18 protein-coding genes are annotated in these 20,146 nt (G+C 62.7%); 12 read left to right on the top strand and 6 right to left on the bottom strand.

Annotation, left to right across the window (positions count from 1 at the left end; genetic code table 11):
* Positions 1–99: 99 nt before the first annotated feature.
* The 4 genes from K5607_RS17645 to K5607_RS17630 all read left to right on the top strand — a co-directional run bounded on the left by K5607_RS17645 (position 100) and on the right by K5607_RS17630 (position 3,137).
* A complete protein-coding gene (locus K5607_RS17645; protein ID WP_221047789.1) occupies positions 100–1,287 on the top strand; it encodes a cyclic di-GMP phosphodiesterase in 1,188 nt (395 codons plus the stop codon).
* Positions 1,275–1,649: a hypothetical protein gene (locus K5607_RS17640; protein ID WP_054773860.1), complete on the top strand. Its 375-nt coding sequence runs from the start codon at positions 1,275–1,277 to the stop codon at positions 1,647–1,649. The genes K5607_RS17645 and K5607_RS17640 overlap by 13 nt, the downstream gene beginning before the upstream one ends.
* Before the next feature lie 2 nt (positions 1,650–1,651).
* On the top strand, positions 1,652–1,864 hold the full coding sequence (locus tag K5607_RS17635) for a hypothetical protein (protein ID WP_054773861.1): 213 nt from the start codon (positions 1,652–1,654) through the stop codon (positions 1,862–1,864).
* 106 nt (positions 1,865–1,970) lie between these two features.
* A complete protein-coding gene (locus tag K5607_RS17630; RefSeq protein WP_221047788.1) occupies positions 1,971–3,137 on the top strand; it encodes a (Fe-S)-binding protein in 1,167 nt (388 codons plus the stop codon).
* Between the two features lie 49 nt (positions 3,138–3,186).
* Here the strand turns inward: K5607_RS17630 and speD are convergent, their stop codons facing one another.
* Positions 3,187–3,984, bottom strand: a complete 798-nt coding sequence (speD, locus tag K5607_RS17625) for an adenosylmethionine decarboxylase (RefSeq protein WP_221047787.1) — start codon at positions 3,982–3,984, stop codon at positions 3,187–3,189.
* A gap of 54 nt (positions 3,985–4,038) precedes the next feature.
* Positions 4,039–4,455, bottom strand: coding sequence for an OsmC family protein (locus tag K5607_RS17620; protein WP_054773889.1), 417 nt, complete (start codon positions 4,453–4,455; stop codon positions 4,039–4,041).
* 167 nt (positions 4,456–4,622) lie between these two features.
* Between K5607_RS17620 and crp the strand changes: the two genes are divergently transcribed.
* Genes crp through K5607_RS17600 form a run of 4 tightly spaced genes read left to right on the top strand, consistent with a single transcriptional unit; the run spans position 4,623 to position 9,058 of the window.
* Entirely contained in the window at positions 4,623–5,279 is a 657-nt protein-coding gene (gene crp, locus K5607_RS17615; RefSeq protein WP_054773890.1) for a cAMP-activated global transcriptional regulator CRP, read from the top strand.
* Positions 5,280–5,312: 33 nt separating this feature from the next.
* On the top strand, positions 5,313–6,920 hold the full coding sequence (locus tag K5607_RS17610) for an NAD-binding protein (protein ID WP_221047786.1): 1,608 nt from the start codon (positions 5,313–5,315) through the stop codon (positions 6,918–6,920).
* A complete protein-coding gene (locus tag K5607_RS17605; protein ID WP_054773893.1) occupies positions 6,917–7,615 on the top strand; it encodes a potassium channel family protein in 699 nt (232 codons plus the stop codon). Before K5607_RS17610 ends, K5607_RS17605 begins: the two co-directional genes overlap by 4 nt.
* A gap of 57 nt (positions 7,616–7,672) precedes the next feature.
* The gene (locus K5607_RS17600; RefSeq protein ID WP_281427721.1) at positions 7,673–9,058 is read left to right on the top strand and encodes an amino acid permease; all 1,386 of its coding nucleotides are present in this window, start codon (positions 7,673–7,675) and stop codon (positions 9,056–9,058) included.
* Positions 9,059–9,277: 219 nt separating this feature from the next.
* On the opposite strand, the gene K5607_RS17595 is transcribed toward K5607_RS17600, so the two are convergent.
* The 4 genes from K5607_RS17595 to K5607_RS17580 all read right to left on the bottom strand — a co-directional run bounded on the left by K5607_RS17595 (position 9,278) and on the right by K5607_RS17580 (position 15,642).
* The gene (locus tag K5607_RS17595; protein WP_221047785.1) at positions 9,278–10,924 is read right to left on the bottom strand and encodes a SulP family inorganic anion transporter; all 1,647 of its coding nucleotides are present in this window, start codon (positions 10,922–10,924) and stop codon (positions 9,278–9,280) included.
* Positions 10,925–11,045: 121 nt separating this feature from the next.
* Positions 11,046–11,291 carry a hypothetical protein gene (locus K5607_RS17590; protein ID WP_156302411.1) on the bottom strand — a complete coding sequence of 82 codons (246 nt, stop codon included), beginning with the start codon at positions 11,289–11,291 and terminating at the stop codon, positions 11,046–11,048.
* 72 nt (positions 11,292–11,363) lie between these two features.
* Positions 11,364–14,108 carry a DNA polymerase I gene (gene polA / locus K5607_RS17585; RefSeq protein ID WP_221047784.1) on the bottom strand — a complete coding sequence of 915 codons (2,745 nt, stop codon included), beginning with the start codon at positions 14,106–14,108 and terminating at the stop codon, positions 11,364–11,366.
* A 151-nt stretch (positions 14,109–14,259) separates the two neighbouring features.
* Complete coding sequence (locus K5607_RS17580) at positions 14,260–15,642, bottom strand: ribulose-bisphosphate carboxylase (RefSeq protein WP_221047783.1); 1,383 nt, start codon at positions 15,640–15,642, stop codon at positions 14,260–14,262.
* A 325-nt stretch (positions 15,643–15,967) separates the two neighbouring features.
* Here K5607_RS17580 and K5607_RS17575 point away from each other — a divergent pair, with 325 nt between their 5' ends.
* The 4 genes from K5607_RS17575 (at position 15,968) to K5607_RS17560 (ending at position 20,101) form a co-directional block, all read left to right on the top strand.
* Positions 15,968–16,555 (top strand): cytochrome b/b6 domain-containing protein, encoded by a 588-nt coding sequence (locus K5607_RS17575; protein WP_054773507.1) that lies wholly within the window; start codon positions 15,968–15,970, stop codon positions 16,553–16,555.
* Between the two features lie 527 nt (positions 16,556–17,082).
* The gene (locus K5607_RS17570; protein WP_054773503.1) at positions 17,083–18,783 is read left to right on the top strand and encodes a phage tail sheath family protein; all 1,701 of its coding nucleotides are present in this window, start codon (positions 17,083–17,085) and stop codon (positions 18,781–18,783) included.
* 32 nt (positions 18,784–18,815) lie between these two features.
* A complete protein-coding gene (locus K5607_RS17565; protein WP_054773504.1) occupies positions 18,816–19,346 on the top strand; it encodes a phage tail protein in 531 nt (176 codons plus the stop codon).
* A 32-nt stretch (positions 19,347–19,378) separates the two neighbouring features.
* Complete coding sequence (locus K5607_RS17560; protein ID WP_221047782.1) at positions 19,379–20,101, top strand: nucleotidyltransferase; 723 nt, start codon at positions 19,379–19,381, stop codon at positions 20,099–20,101.
* Positions 20,102–20,146 lie beyond the last annotated feature (45 nt).

Raw genomic sequence — 20,146 nt, 5'->3', positions numbered from 1 at the left:
GTTCCATCGTTTTGGTGCGGCGACCTCGTCCCCTTGACCGTTGCCGTGGGCGCAGCAAGGGGTGTGCCTTGTTGACTTAGGAATTCATCGATACAAAGGATGATTAAGCGCTTTCCCGTCGAACAACTCCAAGTGGGGATGTACGTCTGTCGTATAGAACGCGGTTGGGTGGACACGTCTTTTTGGTCCGACGGCCGCACTATCGACTCCGAGGCCGAGTTGTGCCGCTTGCGGGAATGTTGCCAATACGTCTACGTGGACACGGCGAAAGGCAGCGATCGCGCCAAGACGCCAACCGCGCCGGCCAGTAACGTGGACGGCCAGGGCGACGCTCCGCAGGGGAGCGCCGCCGCGTTGTATCGGCACAGCTACAGCGTGTTGGAAGAGGTGTTCGAGGACGCGCGCCTGGGCGGCAGCATCGACGGCAATGCGGCGCGCGCCGTGGTGCGGGACCTGACGCTGAGCGTCCTGGCCGACAGCAACGCCCTGCTTTGCCTGACGTCGCTCAAGGACAAGCACGACAGCTTGGCGCGCAAGTCCGTCAATGTGTGCATTTTGACGTTGGCCTTCGGCAAGGCGATCGGCATACCCAAGGCCACATTGCACGACCTGGGCTTGGGCGCCTTGTTGCACGACGTCGGCATGCTGCAGGTTCCCGACGAGATCTTGCACAAAACGGACAAGATGTCCGCGGAGGAACGCGCCGTATTGGAGAAGCACGTTTTGTACGGCCTGCGCATGCTGGCTGCCTCGCGCGCCTGCTCCGAAAGCGTCCTAAAAATCGTCCATTGCCATCATGAGTGGGTGGATGGCAGCGGGTATCCCCAGGGGCTTAAGGCGAATGCCATCGGCCTGTTCCCCCGCATGGTGAGCATCGTTTCCGTTTACGAGGCGCTGACGCGGGAGCGGGGCTACAGCAAGCCCCTCTCCCCCGCCGCCGCCTTGCGCCACCTTTACGGTTTGAAAGGGGTGCAGTTCGACGCCAGGCTGGTGGAGAAATTCATCAGCACATTGGGAATTTATCCCAGCGGTTGCCTGGTCAAGCTCAGCAGCGGCGAAATCGCCCAAGTGGTTTCCGTTTCCGAGCAAAACCGCCTGCGCCCCAGGGTGCTCATCGTCCTGGACGCCAACGGCAGGCAGCCGCCAAGTCCTTTGACGAGGGATTTGGCGCAGACGCAGGGCTTATTCGTCAAGCAGGCGGTGGAGCCGGCGCAGTTGCCTGATTATTTGTGGTCGCCGCTCAAGGAAAATATAAATAAATTAGAGGATGATTCATGCAGGCTTTAATTTCTCTGAACGACAGCGCTGCGTTTTGCGGCGAAGAGGAGGATATTCGCTTCCATATCGCTCGGCAGCCTATTTGCGACCAGAAAACCAATATTATCGGCCACGAGCTGTTGTGTCGTCACCAGTCCGGCGCGAGCCGCGCGTGGTTTGACGATTCCGATTTGGCGACGGCGGAAGTGTTCATTACCGCGCTAATCGATGCCGGAATAGAAAAGTTGTCGCAGTACGTGCCGCTGTTCGTCGCCTGCCCGGCCTTGGACAGCGGCTGCGGGCGACACGGCGTACTCGCCGGGCTGTGCTATTGGCCGGCGGTTTATTGGGCCGACGGGGTGATGCGCGAAGCCCGCGGCGCATCGGCGTGACTATGCGCGAAGCGACCGCCGTCGATTGCCAGCACCAGGACGCGCCGTTAGGGGAATGCGCCACGGCGAAAACCTCCAACTACGTTCGGGGCTGCTTGGAGCGGGACACCTTTGGCTTGCCCCTCGACCATCCCTGCCGTGATTGCTCGTTGGAATATCGGCTTAGCCTCATGAATCGACTGACGGTTCGGGAACTGTTCCGCTGGGCGCGATAAGCGACGCGGACGCCCCGCCGGCTCTGCTCCGAACGGCCCGGGCGGCGCCAGCGCCGGGTTCCGCCGCAGCGGCGGCGTATAATGGCGTTTTCCCATCGCCAGTCTCATGTCCTGCTTTTCCCCGCCTCCCGGCGCTTTCGCCGCCGCCGATTTGTGCGTCAAATGCGGCCTTTGCCTGCCGTACTGCCCTACTTACCGGTTGAGCCGGGACGAGGCCGAATCGCCGCGCGGCCGCCTGGCGCTGATGCAGGGTTGGGCCGAAGGCAAGCTGCAAGCCACGCCGGCCCTGCGAACCCATCTGGGCAACTGCCTGTCTTGCCGGCGCTGCGAGGTGGTGTGTCCGGCCAAAGTGCCCTATGGCCGCTTGCTCGACGATTTCCGCGCCGCCCAGCCGCAAGCCGCCGACGGGCCGAGGGGGCGCCTGGCGCGCAAAATCCTGGGCGACGCCGTTTGGCGCAGACGGCTGGCGGACTTGGCGCGCGGTTATGGGCGGTCCGCTTGGCGGCCATGGTTGCGCCGCTGGGTACCCGCCCCGTTGGAAGCCTTGGCTAACCAGCCGGCACCCCTGCAACGGCGGACGTTCTATCCGGCGCAAGGGCCGGAAACGGCGCGGGTAGCGTTGTTTGTCGGCTGCAGCGGCGATTGGTTGGATGCGGATACCGTGCGGGCCGCCATCGTTGCGCTCACCCGGCTGGGCGTGGCGGTGGCGCTGCCGGCCGGTCAAGATTGCTGCGGCGCCCTGCACTGGCACGCCGGGGACAGGTCCGCGGCGGAGCCTTTGCTGGCGGCCAATCGCCGCGCTTTCGCCGGGACCGATGCGGTCGTGTCCTGCGCCAGCGGCTGCGGAGCGTTCCTGGCGGAGCAAGGCGGGCTGGGGCGGCCGGTGCTGGACGTCAGCCGTTTCCTGCTGGACTTGTCCTGGCCCGGCGACGTGGCGCTCAAGCCCGTGCCGGTCAACGTGGTTCTGCACACGCCCTGTACGTTGCGGGATGCGGCGGCGCCGGCGGGGTTGTTGCGCAAGATTCCGGGCTTGGGGTTGTCCCTATTGCCCGACCAGCCGGCCTGCTGCGGCGCCGCCGGTACCTACGGCTTGGATCGCGCCGATTGGGCCGCGCGCTTGCGCGACGAGATCGTCGGCTCAGTGGCGGACGCGGATGTCGTCGCCACCTCCAATGTGGGATGCGCCGGACACTTGCGGGCCGGGTTGGCGGAAGCGGGAAAGGGCGCGGTGGAGGTGCTGCACCCGGTGGCCTTGCTGGCCAGGAGCTTGTAGGCGTGGGCTTCGCGCGCGATCGCCGCGCGCGAAGCGAGTCCCCGACGGTTTAGCGGCGCAGCTGGTAATTGCGGCCGTAGAAGATTTCCGCCATTTCCTGATTGAGCTGGCGCTGGATTTGCTCCCGCTCGTCCTTGTCCAAAGCGCCTTGATCGGTCTCGAACAAGTAGTTGTCCAGGTTGAAGTCCTTCAACATCATCTTGGTGTGGAAGATGTTCTCCTGGTACACGTTCACGTCGATCATCTGGTAACGGTCCGCCGTGGCGTCGGCGATGTAGTTCTGGATCGAGGTGATCTCGTGGTCGATGTAGTGCTTCTGGCCGGCGATGTCGCGGGTGAAGCCGCGCACCCGGTAGTCCATGATGACGATGTCGGACTCGAAGCTGTGGATCAGGTAGTTCAGGGCCTTCAGCGGCGAAATGCGGCCGCAGGTGGACACGTCGATGTCGGCGCGGAAGGTGCTGATGCCGGCGTGGGGATGGCTCTCCGGGTAGGTGTGCACCGTGATGTGGCTTTTGTTCAGGTGCGCCACCACGCTTTCCGGCAGCGGGCCGGGCGTTTCGGCATTGGTCACCGTTTCCGGCACGTCGTGGCCTTCGGAAATCAGCATGGTCACGCTGGCGCCCTGGGGATCGTAGTCCTGCCGGGCGACATTGAGGATTTCCGCCCCGATGATGCTGGTGACGTCGGTGAGGATCTGCGTCAAGCGCGTGGCGCTATAGGCTTCGTCGATGTATTCGATGTAACGGCGCTGGCCCTGTTCCGATTTGGCGTAACAGATGTCGTAGATGTTGAAGCTGAGCGACTTGGTCAGGTTGTTGAAGCCGTGTAATTGTAACTTGTCCATCGACTTGCCAGCAGCCTCCAGTGGATGGTTGTAAAACGAGCCGGGACGCCTGTGTCAGCCTTCGACGATTTCGAAGTCGTGGCTGATTTCGGCGGTTTTGCCCAGCATGATGGAAGCGGAACAGTATTTTTCCGCGGAAAGGTTCACGGCGCGGCTGACGGCGCTTTCCGTCAGGCCGTTGCCGCTGACCACGAAGTGCAGGTGTATTTTGGTGAACACCTTGGGTACGGTGTCGGCGCGCTCCGCGCTGATGTGCACTTCGCAGCCCTTGATCGGATGGCGGCCTTTCCTGAGGATGTCCACCACGTCGAAAGAACTGCAGCCGCCCACGCCCATGAGCAGCATTTCCATGGGACGCGGGCCAAGGTTCTTGCCGCCGGCTTCCGGCGGGCCGTCGATGACCACGGCGTGGCCGCTGCCGGACTCGGCGACGAACAAGCTGTCCTCGATCCATTTGACTCGCGCTTTCATACCATTTCCCAAGGAAAAATAGCGGCATAGCCTACCACAAAAACGCGCTGCCGGCGTAGATGCGCCGCGCAAGCCGGGGGATGCCTTGCAATTGGCGCCGTAATGCAGGAAATTAACCGGATAAACCGCTAAAACCCTATTTAGAACAACGCACTGAAGGCGCATGTATGGAAGACTTGGTAAACGCAGTGGCAACCACCCATCCAGACATGGCGGCCTTTATCCATCATTGCCATTTGCGTCGTTTTCCGGCCAAGTACACCATCATCAAGCCGGGCGACAAAGGCGAAACTTTCTTCTACATCGTCGAGGGTTCGGTTTCCGTCAGCATGATTGACGCGGACGGCCACGAACTGGTGCTGGCCTACATCAACAAAGGGGAGTTCGTCGGCGAGGTGGGCGTATTCCTCGGCGAAATGGTGCGTTACGTGACGGTGCGCACTCGCGAGCCGTGCCAGTTTGCCGAAATCAGCTACCAGCGCTTCCATCAGCTGATCCATACGGACTTGGCGCCCCACGCCACCGGCGTGATGTTCATGATGGCCAAGCAGTTGGCGGGGCGCTTGCTGACCACCAACCGCAAAGTCGGCGACTTGGCTTTCACCGACGTCACCGGGCGCATTTCCCACACGCTGATGGACTTGTGCAAGCAGCCGGACGCCATGACCCACCCGGAAGGCATGCAGATTCGCATCACCCGCCAGGAGTTGGGGCGCATCGTCGGCTGTTCGCGGGAAATGGCCGGTCGTGTGCTGAAGGAATTGCAGAACCAGAAGCTGATCGACGTCAAAGGCAAAACCATTGTCGTTTACGGTACGCGCTAACGTTCCTGCCCCCTACCTGTATTGCCGGCACCCATGATCGGCCGCTTCGCGGTATTTCTCGCTTACCATCTGGAAGGCTCGGCGGCGTACAAGCGCTGGAAAGGCTTTTTCCATAATCTGCTGATTAACCCCCGGTCGCGCATGCGGCCCTATTTCGACTTGTCCATGATGGCGCTGGTGACCCTCAGCGTCTTCCTTTATATCTACGATACGAAACACGGCGGCGGCGTCGCCGGCGAATATCTCGAATATTTCGCCGTCAGCGTGTTTTGCGTGGAATACCTGCTGCGCCTGTGGCTGCACGACGACAGCCATAAGATCGTCATCGAGCACTACGAAAAAGCCGAGTTCCTCAACCTGCGCTTCCGCCTGGGGCCGGCGCTTTGGCACATCCTGTTGCGCAAGTGGCAATACGCCACCACGCCGTTCGCCGTCATCGACCTGTTGGCGATCCTGCCGGTATACCGTCCCCTGCGCATTCTGCGGGTGTTCATCCTGCTGCGCCTGTTCAAGCTGTTCCGTTACGCCCAGAGCTTCAACGAATTCGTGCGGGTGCTGTCGGAAAAACGCTTCGAGCTGTACACCCTGGCGTTTTTCCTCGGTTTCGTGATTTTGGCGTCCAGCGCCGCCATGTACGTGTTCGAAGGCGAGCTCGAAGGCGGGCAGATTCGCGGTTTCAGCGATGCCCTTTATTGGTCGTTCGTCACGCTGTTCACGGTGGGCTACGGCGACATTACGCCGCAAACGCCGGAAGGGCGGATCATCACCTACCTGCTGGTCATCTCGGGCGTGGGCCTGGTGGCGTTCCTGACCTCGCTGTTGATCGCCGCGTTCGCCGAAAAAATGGACGAGCTGCGCGAGCACCGCGTCTATGTCGAGGTGGAAAAGTGCGAGGGCTTGATCGTGGTGTGCGGCTATGGCCGCATGGGCCAGGTCGTGGTGCAGAAATTGGAGGAGGACGGCGCCCGTTTCGTCATCATCGACCGGGACCGGGATCGGGTGGATTTGGCCAAAAAGCGCGGTTTTCTGGCCATCCTGGGCGACGCTTCGAGCAACGAGATCTTGGTCCGGCTCGGCATCCGCGATCAAGTGGGCACGGTGTTATGCCTCACCGGCGACGACGTGCTCAACGTCTACATCACCCTCACCGCCCGTTACCTGAACCCCACGCTCAACATCATTTCCCGCGCCGCCAAGCCGGAATCGGCGCGCAAATTGGAGCAGGCCGGCGCCAATTACGTGATCCAGCCGTTTGAGATGGTCGGTCTCACGGTGGCCGAATACGTCGGCCAGCCGGTGGCGTTCGAAGCGGTTTACGGCATGGCCGGCGGCGACAAATACACGCGGGTCGAGGCGGTGATGGCGGCGGAAGGCTCGGTTTTGGCCGGGGCCCACATCGGCGACATCCGTTTCGACGACATCCGCTTGATTCTGCTCGGCGTGATCGGCGTGCCCCACGACAGCCGGGAAAACCGTCCGGGATACAGCTTGCGCAGCCGGTTTTTCTATTTCAATCCGCCTGCCGATTTCCGTTTGCACGCTGGAGACATCCTGGTGGTGTTCGGCCACGAATACAGCATCGCCCATTTCAAGGAACTGGCCGACAAGGGACGGCTCAACCTGTTGAGGAAGCGGGCGTGAAACACGACAGCATCGTTTTATTCGGCTGCAACAACCTGGGGCTGGACGCGGCGCGCCGGCTCAACTCACGCCAGCATCGCTTCATCCTGGTGGACAACGACGAAGCCCGCGTGCGCAGCGCCACGGAGCGGGGCTACCAAGCGGTGCTGGCCGATCATCGCAACGACGACGCCTTGCGCGCCATCGGCATCGGCCGGGATGTCGACACGATATTCTGCTTTTTCCCGGAAGACTCCGAAAACGTTTTCCTCACCATTTCCGCCCGCGCCCTGGCGCCCAGGCTGACGATCGTGTCGGTGGTGGATTCGCCCGAATCCGCCGACAAGCTGCGCGCCGCCGGCGCCGACAAGATCATCGACCCGTACGAGGTGTCGGGCCGCCGCATCTACGAGATCATCAAGCGGCCGGTGATCGTCGATATCCTGGACGAAACGGTCTACGGCCGCCACGATTTGAAAATGGCCGAAATCGAAATTCCCAAAGGCTGCTGCCTGGACCAGCGCCGCCTCAGCGAACTGCATTGGAAGGAACGCTACAACCTGGTTTTGCTGGGGGTGGTGGACAAGGCGCTGGGCAAGGAGCTGCGTTTCGTCACCGGTGAGGTGGATTACCGGCTGGATGCGGGGGACATTTTGGTGGTGCTGGGGCCGTCCCAGGAAATTGTGGCGTTCAAGCGGGAGATTTGCGTAAATTAGCCGGTTGACCTCGGGGCGGCCCAGACGGATTACTAATAACATCAAGGGCGGAAAATCATGCAGAAGCTGTTTCACACCAAATCCATCGACGACATGCTGGCTTCGCGCCACGACCTGAAGCGTACCCTGCACGCCAAGGACCTGGTGTTCCTGGGCATCGGCGCCATCATCGGCGCGGGCATTTTCGTCATCACCGGCGTGGCGGCCGCCAAATACGCCGGGCCGGCCATCATGCTGTCCTTCGTGCTGGCGGGCATCGCGTGCGGCCTGGCGGCGCTGTGCTACAGCGAGCTGACCGCCATGATCCCCATTTCCGGCAGCGCGTACAGCTACGCTTACGCCACCATGGGCGAGCTGGTCGCCTGGATCATCGGCTGGGACCTGGTGCTGGAATACGCCATGTCCGCCAGTACCGTGGCCATCGGCTGGTCGGGCTATTTCACCAGCCTGCTGGGAGGGTTGGGCATCCACTTGCCGAAGATGCTGACCGCCTCCCTGTTCATGGCGGAAGGCGGCTTCATCAACCTGCCGGCGGCGCTGGTGGTGGGGGCGCTCACTTATGTGTTGATCATCGGCATCCGCGAATCGGCCTCGGCCAACAACATCATGGTGCTCGTCAAGGTCGCCATGGTGGTGCTGTTCATCCTGGCCGGCATGGGTTCGGTCAAGGCCAGCAATTGGACGCCTTTCATGCCCTTCGGCTTCTCCGGCATGATGACCGGCGCCGGGGTGATCTTCTTCGCCTACATCGGCTTCGACGCCGTTTCCACCGCCGCCCAGGAGGCCATCAACCCGGAAACGGACGTGCCCAAGGGCATCATCACCTCGCTGGCCATTTGCACCGTGCTGTACCTGCTGACGGCGGCGGTGCTGACCGGCATGATTTCCTATAAAGAGCTGAACGTGCCGGCCCCCATCGCCGCCGCCCTGCACCACATCGGCCAGGGCGATCTGGCTTTCATCATCGAAGTGGGCGCCCTCATCGGCATGACCTCGGTGATCCTGGTGCTATTGCTGGGCCAGAGCCGGGTGTTCTACACCATGGGTCGCGACGGCTTGCTGCCGCCTTGGGCTTCGGAAGTGCATGCCGAATACAAGACCCCCCACGTTTCCACCTTGACGGTGGGCGCCGCCGTTGCCCTGGTGGCCGCCTTCGTGCCCCTCAATGTGCTGAGCGAGCTGGTCAGCCTGGGCACGCTGTTCGCCTTCGGCGTGGTGTGCGGCGGCGTGCTGCTGCTGCGCCGCAGCCGCCCCGACCTGGAACGCCCCTTCCACTGCCCCGGCGTGCCTTACGTGCCGGTGGCCGGCATGGCGGCCTGCGCTTACCTGATGTTCAACCTGCCGTTCACCACTTGGCTGCTGTTCGTCGTGTGGATGGCGGCGGGCTTGGGGGTTTATTTCAAGTACAGCATTCACCACAGCGAGATGCGCAAGCCCGGTTGATTCACCGGAGGGTTAAGGCCTCGCCGGCGGCAAGCCGGCGAGGCCTTTTTGTTGTGCGTGTGAGTCTGTCGGCCGACGGCTTTCGGTCGTGGGCCGTCGCCGCCGCGGTTCGTTCGACGCCGAGCGGCGCGTGGGTTGCGCGACCCGCGGGGCATGCCGCGGCGCAATAAAAAAGCCCCGCCGGGGCGGGGCTTTTGTTTTCCTAAGGCGCCCGTCGTTCTAGGTCAGCCGCCTACGGGCGGCCAGCGGATGGCTGGAAAACGGTTCGTGGTTGTGGAGGCCGTGGATGGCGCACTGACCGCCGCGGCTGTTGTAGTCGTGGCAATAGTGGTCGATGAATTCCATCACCGTGTGGTCGATCAGGTAGACGTCGGACAAATCGAACACGACGGTCTTCCCTTGCGGCAGCTCGGCGGCGGCGCTTTTCAGCGCCATGAAGTTGGAGAACACCGCCGCGCCTTCGATCTTGATCACGTAATGGTCGGCGTCTTTCTGCTCGACGTGATAGAACAGCTTGAACAAATTGGTCAGGCTGACGCCGCGCAGGAGGTGCAGGGCGAACTTGGCGGCGATGCCCATGGCGACGCCGATCAACAGGTCCGTGGCCAGCACGCCGGCGATGGTGACGACGAACAGGGTGAGCTGCTCCCAGCCGATCGCCATGGTCTTGGCGAACTCCTTGGGGGAGGCCAAGCGGAAGCCGGTGTAGACCAACAGCGCCGCCAGGGACGCCAGCGGGATCTCGTGGATGAAGTGGGGGAACAAGGCCACGAAAATCAGCAGGAACAGGCCGTGGAAGAAGTTGGCCCAACCGGTCTGGGCGCCGTTGTTGACGTTGGCCGAACTGCGCACGATCTCCGCGATCATGGGCAGGCCGCCCAACAACCCGCAAACCACGTTGCCCATGCCCACCGCCGCCAAATCGCGGTTCAAATCCGAACAGCGCTTGTAGGGATCCAGCTTGTCCACAGCGGCGGCCGACAACAGGCTTTCCACGCTGCCCACCAAGCAGATGCTGAGCACGGCCGACCAGAACTCCACCGTAGCGATCTTGCCGAAATCGGGGAAATAAAAGCCCGCCAGGAAATCGTCCGGGATCGACACCAGGAACTTCGGACCGATGCTGAACTCGTGGTGGGGCAGGAACTCCTGATCCGGCAGGAACATATAGACGTGTTCGTGATCCAGATCGAAATACCGCTCCAGCAGCATGCCCACCGCCACCACCACCAGCGGCGCCGGGATCATCTTCAGCACCCGGTTCTTGATGAGCGACCAAGCGATCAGCAGCGCCAGGCCGGCGAAGCCGATGCAAGCGATTTCCGGATTGAGCTCGACGACACTGTGGGGAATGGCCAGGATGGTGTCGATCAATTCCTTGGCCTCCGGCTTCACCCCCAGCATGACGTGGATCTGCTTCGCCATGATGATGATGCCGATGGCCGCCAGCATGCCGTGCACCACCGACGAAGGGAAGAAGGCCGACAAGCGTCCGGCCTTGAACAGCCCCATCAAAGTCTGGAACACGCTGGCGACGACGATGGCGGCCAAGGTATAGCGGTAGCCGGCCATGGCATCGCCCTGCCCCAAGGACTGCACGGCGCCCAGCACCACCACGATGAGGCCGGCGGCGGGCCCGTTGATGGTGACGAAGGAACCGTTGAGGCGGGACACCAGCACGCCGCCGACGATGGCGGTGATGATGCCGCCCATGGGCGGGAAGCCGGAGGCCATGGCGATGCCCAAGCACAAGGGCAGGGCGATCAAAAACACCAGAAAGCCGGAAAGCAAATCGCTGCGCCAGTTTTGCTTGAGGCCGGCCAGGCCGGTGAGCGGCAGGGAGGGAGCGGAAACGAATTTAGGCATGGGAGGTATCGCCATAGTCACATACATTGTGAGCCACGATACCCGACGGGTTTTATGGGGTACTTAATAGAACATTAGTAACGGATTAAAAGGGAGCGGTCATCGGCGGTAGCGGGGCGAGTCAGGCGAAGAACGCCGTGACACCCTGCTCGATGAAGGCCCAGGGCATGATGAGGGGCTTCTTGCTGATGGTGATGGACAGCGTGTCGCCCGCCACCGCGTATTGGCCTTGGATGCCGGAACCGGCGAAGCGCCCGCCGGCGGCGTCTCCCTCCATGGTCACGCCGTTCCTGGCGGCCGCCGCCTTGGCTTGCTGGATCAGTTGCTCGGCCGGTTGCTTGAGGGAAATGTGGATGGTTTTGCTCATGTCGGGCATCGTTGGACTGGTGGAAGGCTGAGGCGGCGCATCATACCACCGGCGCCGCCCCGCTTTCGCCGGTCAATGCGCCTCGTCCCAGTTGCTTCCCACGCCCACGTCCACCACCAGCGGCACGTGCAGCTCGGCGGCCCGGCCCATGCGCTCGGCGATTTCCGTCTTGGCCTGCTCCACGTAGCCTTCCGCCACTTCGAATACCAGTTCGTCGTGCACCTGCATGATCATGCGCAGCGGTGCGCCGCTTTGTTGTATCCAACCGTCCACCGCCAGCATCGCCCGCTTGATGATGTCGGCGGCGGTGCCCTGCATGGGGGCGTTGATGGCGGTGCGCTCGGCGTACTGGCGGCGCTGGCCGTCGCGGGCGTTGATGTCCGGCACGTACAAGCGGCGGCCGAACACCGTTTCCACATACCCGCGCTCCTTGGCGGCGGCGCGGGTGTCGTCCATGTAGGCCTTCACGCCTGGGTAGCGGGCGAAATACAGCTCGATGTAGCGCTGCGCCTCTTTCTGCCCCACGCCCAACTGCTTGGCCAGGCCGAAGGCGGACATGCCGTAGATCAGGCCGAAGTTGATGGCTTTGGCGGAACGGCGCTGCTCGCTGCTGACGCTGTCGGGCGCCAGGCCGAACACTTCGGCGGCGGTGGCGCGGTGGATGTCGTCGCCGTGGGCGAAGGCGTCCAGCAGGCCTTTATCGCCGGAGAGGTGGGCCATGATGCGGAGCTCGATCTGCGAATAGTCGGCGGCCAGGATGACGTGGCCGGGCGGTGCGACGAAGGCCTGGCGGATTTTGCGGCCTTCCTCGGTGCGCACCGGGATGTTCTGCAGATTGGGGTCGGAAGACGACAGCCGCCCGGTGGCCGCCACCGCCTGGTGGTAGGAGGTGTGCACCCGGCCGGTCTTGCGGCAGACCTGTTTGGGCAGGTTGTCGGTATAGGTGGACTTGAGCTTGTTCAAGGAGCGATGCTCGAGCAGCAGGCGCGGCAGTTCGTAAAGGTAAGCCAAATCCTGCAGCACCTCCTCGGCGGTGGAAGGCTGGCCCTTGGGCGTCTTCTTGGTGACGGGGATTTGCAGCTTGTCGTACAGGATCGTTTGGATCTGCTTGGGCGAAGCCAGGTTGAAGCGCTCGCCGGCTACCTCGAAGGCTTGTTCCTCGATGGCATACAAGCGGTCGGCCAGCTCCTGGCTTTGCCGGGCCAGTTTGGCGGTGTCGATGAGCACGCCCAAATGCTCCATGCGGCCCAGCACCGGCACCAGGGGAATTTCGATTTCCTCGTAAACCGCGCGCAGCGCGGGCTCGGCCTCCAACTTGGGCCACAGGGTCTGGTGCAGCTTGAGGGTGATGTCGGCATCCTCGGCGGCATAGTCGCTGGCCGCTTCCACCGCTACTTGCGAGAAGGGAATCTGCTTGGCGCCCTTGCCGGCCACGTCTTCGTAGTGGATGGTGTGCACCCCCAGGTAATGCCGCGCCAGGGAGTCCATGTCGTGGCGGGTGGCGGTGCTGTCCAGCACGTAGGATTCCAGCATGGTGTCGTGGCGGATGCCGGCGAGGGCGATGCCGTGGTTGGCCAGCACGTGGCCGTCGTATTTCAAGTGCTGGCCCAGCTTGGCCTTGTTTTCGTCTTCCAGCAGCGGCTTGAGTCTGGCCAACACGGCGTCTCTATCCAGCTGCTGCGGTGCATCCAGGTAATGGTGGGCCAGGGGCACGTAAGCCGCCTCGCCCGGCGTGACGGCAAAGGATACGCCGACGATTTCGGCGCTCATGTAATCCAGGCTGGTGGTTTCCGTGTCGAAGGCGAACAGCTCGGCCTGCTCCAGCTTGGCGAGCCAGGCGTCCAGCTGGGATTCCGTCAGCACCGTTTCGTATTGGGCGCCTCCGGTCCCCTCTCCCTCCGGGGAGAGCGAAGCGAGGGGGGCGGAGCCGCTAGGGTGAGGGGAATTAGACTGGCCGCCCCCCGCCTCCACCTGCTTCAGCCAATTGAAAAACTCCAACCGCGCCAGCAGCTCGCGCAAAGCCTCCACGTCCGGTTCGCCGCGCTTCAACTCGTCCGGCCCCAGCGGCAGTTCCACATCGCAATGGATGGTGGCCAGGTGTTTCGACAGGGGAATCTGCTCCAGGGACGCGCGAAGGTTCTCCCCCACCTTGCCGCCGACCGCGTCCGCATGGGCGATGAGATTGTCCAGGCTGCCGTATTCCTGCAACCACTTGGCGGCGGTCTTGGGGCCGACCTTGGGCACGCCGGGAATGTTGTCGGAGGTGTCGCCCACCAGGGTCAGGTAATCGACGATCTGCTCCGGCGCCACGCCGAACTTGTCCATGACCCCCTGGCGGTCCATGCGGGTGTTGGTCATGGTGTTTTCCAGGCTGATGGCGTCGTTCACCAACTGCGCCATGTCCTTGTCGCCGGTGGACACCACCACCTTGTAACCCGCCGCCGCCGCGCGCACGGCCAGGGTGCCGATCACGTCGTCCGCCTCCACGCCGGTTTCCATCAGCAGCGGCAGGCCCATGGCCTTCACCAGCCGGTGCAGCGGTTCGATCTGCGCCTTCAACTCGTCCGGCATGGGCGGCCGGTGTGCTTTGTATTGTTCGTAAGCCTCGTTGCGGAACGTCTTGCCCGGCGCGTCGAACACCACGGCGACGTGCGGCGTTTGGTAGTCCGCCTCCAGCTTGCGCAGCATGTTGGCGACGCCAAACACCGCGCCGGTGGGCTCGCCGTGGGAATTGGTGAGCGGCGGCAAGGCGTGGAACGCGCGGTAAAGGAAGGAAGAGCCGTCCACCAGGACGAGCAACGGGGCTGGGTCTGCCATGAAAAATTCCGGGTTGGAAAAGGTTAGGCGCTTTGTAGGCGAGAAAGGCGACGAAGGCAAGCGGCTTGGGTCGTTGCCGCGCTCCGCGCAGGAGCGACAAATAAAAAAGCCCCGGACCGGCCGGGGCTTTGCTCGTCGAAGCGGAATCCGCTTATTTGTGCACCTTCAGCGCTTCGCGCCAGCCTGGGAAGAGCTTGTCCGCATCGCCTTGGAAGGTTTCGAAGGCGCCCTTCAGTTCCGGGTGGTCTTTGGCGTATTCCACCAAGTTGATGCCGGCAAGCCAGGCGTCGCGGGCCTGCTTCAGCGATTTGGCGCCGGCCGCGCCGCCTTCCTTGTGGCCGAAAGCGCCGCCGCCGGAGGTCTGGATGACGTTGCAGTGGCCCAGGTTGTCGAAGAAGCCGGGCAGGCGCAGGGCGTTCATGCCGCCGGAGATGATCGGCGTGGTGGGCTTAATGCCCAGCCATTCCTGGTGGTAGAACGGGCCGTCCGCGGCATCGCGCTCCAGCATGTAGGCGATGTTCTTGTCTTCCGCGCCGCCTTCCATCTTGCCGTAGCCCATGGTGCCGGTGTGGATGCCGGACGCGCCCTGCAGACGCGACATTTTGCAGTGCACGAAAGCCGTGTAGCCGCGCTTGGATTGCGGGCTGGTGACGGCGCCGTGGCCGGCGCGGTGGTAGTGCAGGAACTGGTTGGGGAAGTAGCGGCGGCAGGTGGTGACCGCCGTCGGGCCGCCGACGTAGCCGTCCACCAGGAAGGCGACATGGCTGGCGTTTTCGGCGAAGGTTTCCAGGATGTATTCGCCGCGGGCGATCATTTCGAACGGGTCGTCCGCGGTGATGTTGGCGGAGAACAGCTTGGCCTCGCCGGTGGCGTCCTGGGCGCGGCGCATGGCGTCGGCCACCAGGGGGATGGTTTCCTTGAGCGGGGCGAAGATCTGGTTGCCCTGCGGCTCGTCGTTCTTGATGAAGTCGCCGCCCAGCCAGAACTGGTGGCAGGCGTCGGCGAAGGGTTGCGGACGCAGGCCCAGCTTGGGCTTGATGATGGTGCCCACCACCATGCCGCCGTCCACCAGCGGCCGGCCGAGGATGCGCCACATGTCGACGATGTTGATGGCCGGGCCGTCGAACAGCTGCAGATAACAAGGCGGCACGTAGAAGTCCACCATCTTGGCGTATTCCACGTCGCCCATGCCCTGGTTGTTGCCGATGGCCAGGGTCAGGAAAGACACGATCATGGCGCGGCCGTCCTTGATGTTGCGGTCGAACAGCTCCACCGGGTAGGCGATCTTCATGATCTCGCGGGCTTCGTCGATTTCGTACACCAGGGCGTCGACGCCGCGGGTGAATTCATCGGTGGTGCCCACTTCCACGTTGGTGCCGGTGGAGGATTCGGCGGCGAAGTGGGCGGCCGTGGACAGGTAGTCGCCATGGCCCGCTTTCGGCTTCATGATGTAGGCGCACAGCACGTGGCGGCCGCCTTTGATGAGGTCGGCTTCGTTCAGGTCGAGTCGGGCATAGCGGTTGGACTGATCCATGGCGTTCTCTTATTTTGATATGTTGGATTGAGTGGTGGACTACCCGGTTTCAGGCTGGGCGGAACTATAGCCCGCCCATGGCGAGGACACCAGTCAAATGCGTTGATGGCTTGCATTAGGCCGTTATGATGCTAAGGGCGTCCGTTTTGATTTGCATATTATGCATCCACCGGAAAACCTCGGCTTTTTATCCGCCGGCGGCCGCGAATGCCGCGCAACGCGGGTATCGTCCTTTGAGGCGAGATCGCCGGAACGTGCCATGGTCGGCCTAAAGGCCGCCGGAAAAGCCGTAAAATACCTGTCCTTATTCAATAGGAGTTCGAGCATGAACAGCACTCCGTCTGAAGTCAGCGTTTGGGATCCCCTGCTGCGTTTGTTCCACTGGCTGCTGGTGGCCGCTTTTGTCGTCGCCTACGCCAGCGAGGACGATTGGCTGCAAATCCACGTGGCGGCCGGCTACGGCGTATTGGGTTTGCTGGCGTTTCGGTTGGTGTGGGGCTTGGTTGGGCCGCGCCGCGCCCGCTTTACCGATTTCGTTCGTCCCTTGGCGACGGTCAAGGAATATCTCGTTCGCTTGTCGAGGCCCAATCCGCCTCGTTATCTCGGCCACAATCCCCCCGGCGGCTGGATGGTTGTGGCGCTCTTGTCGTTGTTGCTGGCCGTCACGGTCAGCGGTTTGGCCGTTTATGCGGCCGACAAAGGGGCCGGTCCTCTGGCGCCGTGGCTGGGAGATGCCGGCAAAGCGGTGGAAAAAAAGCTGGAACATTGGCACGAAACCTTCGCCAATATCAGCTTGGCGCTGGTTGTCGTGCATGTGCTGGGCGTGCTGGCGGAAAGCTACGTGCACGGCGAGAATTTGGCTAGAGCCATGTTGACGGGCCGTAAGCAACGTCGCGACGGCGATGTGGACTGAAAATCGCTGAGCCACCCGCTGTCGGCGTTCCCTCTTCTTCCCCTTCTCTAGCAACATAGCGGCCGGGCGGCAAATCCGTCCGGCCGTTTTGGCCTCCGCTCCTCCATTTTGACCCGTCCGGTTCGCGGTTTCCCCGGCCGTTCTCTTCCCTGCAATTCATCGTAGCCGTCGCGGCTTACCGCGGGAAAAGCGAATAAGCGCATCTCGCTCGGGTTTTTTTCCAGTCATTCCTCGATAGCCCAATCCTGGCTGACGCCAGGGCGATCGCCGTATTGGCGTCCGTCTCGAATCCCTGCTGGGCGGACGTGTAAGTCGTGGCTTACGCGAACTAAAGCGATGGCCTACACAAGATTCGCCTGTGGATTACAGACGCGATTTCACCAAGACGGTAGCTTAATCGAGCGGGAGATATCCGCTCTTTCCAGGGTTTGTACCGACGTCTGCCACGGATTTGGAAAGCCAATTAAGGCCGATAGCGGAAGCTTGCCGACGAAACCGTAAACGGAATTCATGTTAGGAGGAATCCAATGCCAGTCGCATTAAGCTATCCCGGGGTCTACGTCGAGGAGATTCCCAGTGGCGTACGGACCATTACCGGTGTCGCCACCTCCATTACCGCGTTTGTCGGCCGGGCTGCCCGTGGACCGACCAACAAAGCGTTCACCATCAACGGTTTCGGCGATTTCGAGAAGACTTTCGGCGGCCTTTGGAGCGAGAGCGCCCTGGGGTTCGCCGTGCGCGATTTCTTCCTCAACGGCGGCGGCCAGGCGATTATCGTGCGCCTCTACAAAAACGATGAGGGCGCTTCCGCCGCCGCCATTGCCCCGCTGACGGTGGGCGACTTCGACTTTGTCGCCGCCAGCGAGGGTAAATGGGGTATCGGCCTGCGGGTCAGCGTGGATACGGACAACCTGTCCGACTCGGTCGCCGCCGCCATGGGCGTGACTAAGGCGGATTTGTTCAACGTCAGCGTGCGCGACACCGCCCCCGGCGGCAAGACCGAGCGCTTCGCCAACGTCACGGTCAAGGACAGCTCCCGCCGGGTGGACAAAGTGCTGGAGGCCGGTTCCAGCCTGTTGCGCTATAACGGCGTACCCGACAGCGGAGCCACCATCGCCGCCGGTGTCGACGCGCTGAGCAAGGCGGAAAACGACTACGCTGTCGCCAAGAAAGCCCTGTTCGAGAAGCAGAATTCCGATCCGGCCAATGTGGCGACGGAACAGGCGGCCGTGACCACCACCAAGACGGCCCTGGACAAGGCATTGTCGGACGCCGACAAAGCGGTATCTGATGGATTGCCCCTGACGGCGCTGGACTTGCTGCCGGCCAACGGCGAAAGCCTGAAAAAAGGTATTTACGCCCTGGAGCAGGTGGACCTGTTCAATCTTCTGTGCATCCCGACCCATCATGCTTCGGCCGATACGGTGTTCGTCGACGTGAACGTCATCGCCGCCGCCGCCGCTTACTGCGAAAAGCGCCGCGCCATGCTGATCGTGGATGCGCCCAAGGGCTGGACCGACAAGGACAAGGCCAAGGAGAAATTCCTCGACGCCAACAACGACGACGTGGGCACCCGCAGCCGCAACGCCGCTTTGTTCTTTCCGCGCCTGCGCCAACCCAACCCGCTGCGCGACGGCCAGATGGAGGATTTCGACGCCTGCGGCGCCGTAGCCGGCATCTTCGCCCGCACCGACGCCCAGCGGGGCGTTTGGAAAGCGCCGGCGGGCCTGGACGCCACCCTGGTCGGGGTGCCTTCCCTCAGCGTGGTGCTGACCGATCCGGAAAACGGCGAACTGAACCAGCTGGGCATCAATTGCCTGCGGGCTTTTTCCACCGGCGGCCGGGTGGTATGGGGTTCCCGCACCCTCAAAGGAGCCGACCAACTGGCGGACGAATACAAATACGTCCCCGTCCGCCGCACCGCGCTGTATATCGAGGAAAGCCTGTTCCGCGGCTTGAAGTGGGTGGTGTTCGAGCCCAACGACGAACCGCTGTGGAGCCAGATCCGCCTGAATGTGGGCGCGTTCATGCACAACCTGTTCCGCCAAGGCGCGTTCCAGGGCAGCTCGCCGCGCGACGCCTATTTCGTCAAATGCGATAAGGAAACCACCACCCAAAACGACATCGACCTGGGAATCGTCAATGTCGTGGTCGGGTTTGCGCCCCTGAAACCGGCCGAGTTTGTCGTCATCAAGCTCCAGCAAATCGCCGGCCAGGTTGAGGTTTAACCACAAAAACGGATTTCGCCAGGAGTAAGCCAATGGCACAGTTCACTGTAAACACCCAGCGCTTCGACCCTTACAAAAACTTCAAATTCCAGGTGTTTTTCGAGGGCAGCACCACGGCGGTGGCCGGCGTCAGCAAAGTCAGCAGCCTGAAACGCACCACCGAGGTGGTGAAACACCGCGACGGCGGCGATCCCAGCAGCAGCCGCAAATCGCCGGGCCGCACGGAATACGAGGCCATCACCCTGGAACGCGGCGTGACCCACGACAAGGACTTCGAACAATGGGCCAACAAGGTGTGGAACTTCGGCGCCGGGCTGGGCTCGGAGGTGTCGCTGAAGGACTTCCGCAAGAACATCATTGTCAAGGTCTACAACGAAGCCGGCCAGGTGGCCATGGCTTACAAGATCTTCCGCTGCTGGGTGTCGGAGTTCCAGGCCCTGCCCGATCTGGACGCCAACGCCAACGCCGTCGCCATTCAGCACATCAAGCTGGAAAACGAAGGCTGGATCCGCGACACGGAAGTGGCCGAGCCTAGCGAGCCGAGCTACACCGAACCGGCTTAAATCGGATAAGGCCGGTGCCGGCGGTGATGGTGTTGAACGCCGCAACATTGCTTGACGCCTGGGAGCGGGGGGCGGCGCAAGCGCCTTTGCGCAGGGCGTTGACCCTGCTGTCCGCAGGCTGGCCAGAAGCTTCGCCGGAAGAGCTGGCCGGGTTGACCATGGGCCAGCGGGACGGGCGGTTGCTGACGTTGCGGGAGGCTTTGTTCGGCCCCCGTTTCGAAGCCGTCGCGGCGTGTCCGCAATGCGGAGAAAAGCTGGAGCTGGCTTTCAGCGCCCAGGAAATCCGTGTACCGGCCGCCGAACTTGCCGAAAGCCATTGTGTGGAGATTGACGGCCACCAAGTGCGGTTTGTTCCGCCCGCCAGCGCCGATTTGCTCGACGTTGCGGAAACGGCGGCCGGCAGCGGCCAGCGCGAACGGTTGCTGGGGCGCTGCGTGCAAAGCGTAAGCCGCCAGGGCGGCTCGGTCGAGATTGCGGCTTTGCCGGAGACGGTGCGGCAAGGCGTGATGGAGGCCATGGCCCAGGCCGATCCGCAAGCGGACGTACAGGTGGCGTTGGATTGCCCCGCCTGCTTGCACCGCTGGAGCATGGCCTTCGACATTCTGGCTTACCTGTGGGGCGAAATCGAGGATTGGGCCGCCCGCTTGCTGCTGGATGTACACACGCTGGCGTCCGCCTATGGCTGGAGCGAGCGGGACATCCTGGCGATGAGTAGCCGGCGGCGGCGCTTTTATTTGGATAGGGTGGGAGGTTAAGGCAATGGATACCGTGGCCCCGGGTAGTTCCCCGATCGCAACGAT

This window comes from Methylogaea oryzae, from assembly GCF_019669985.1.
Lineage (GTDB): Bacteria > Pseudomonadota > Gammaproteobacteria > Methylococcales > Methylococcaceae > Methylogaea > Methylogaea oryzae.
The sequence above is the reverse complement of the archived record's forward strand: the minus strand, read 5'-3'. Positions and strand labels throughout refer to the sequence as shown.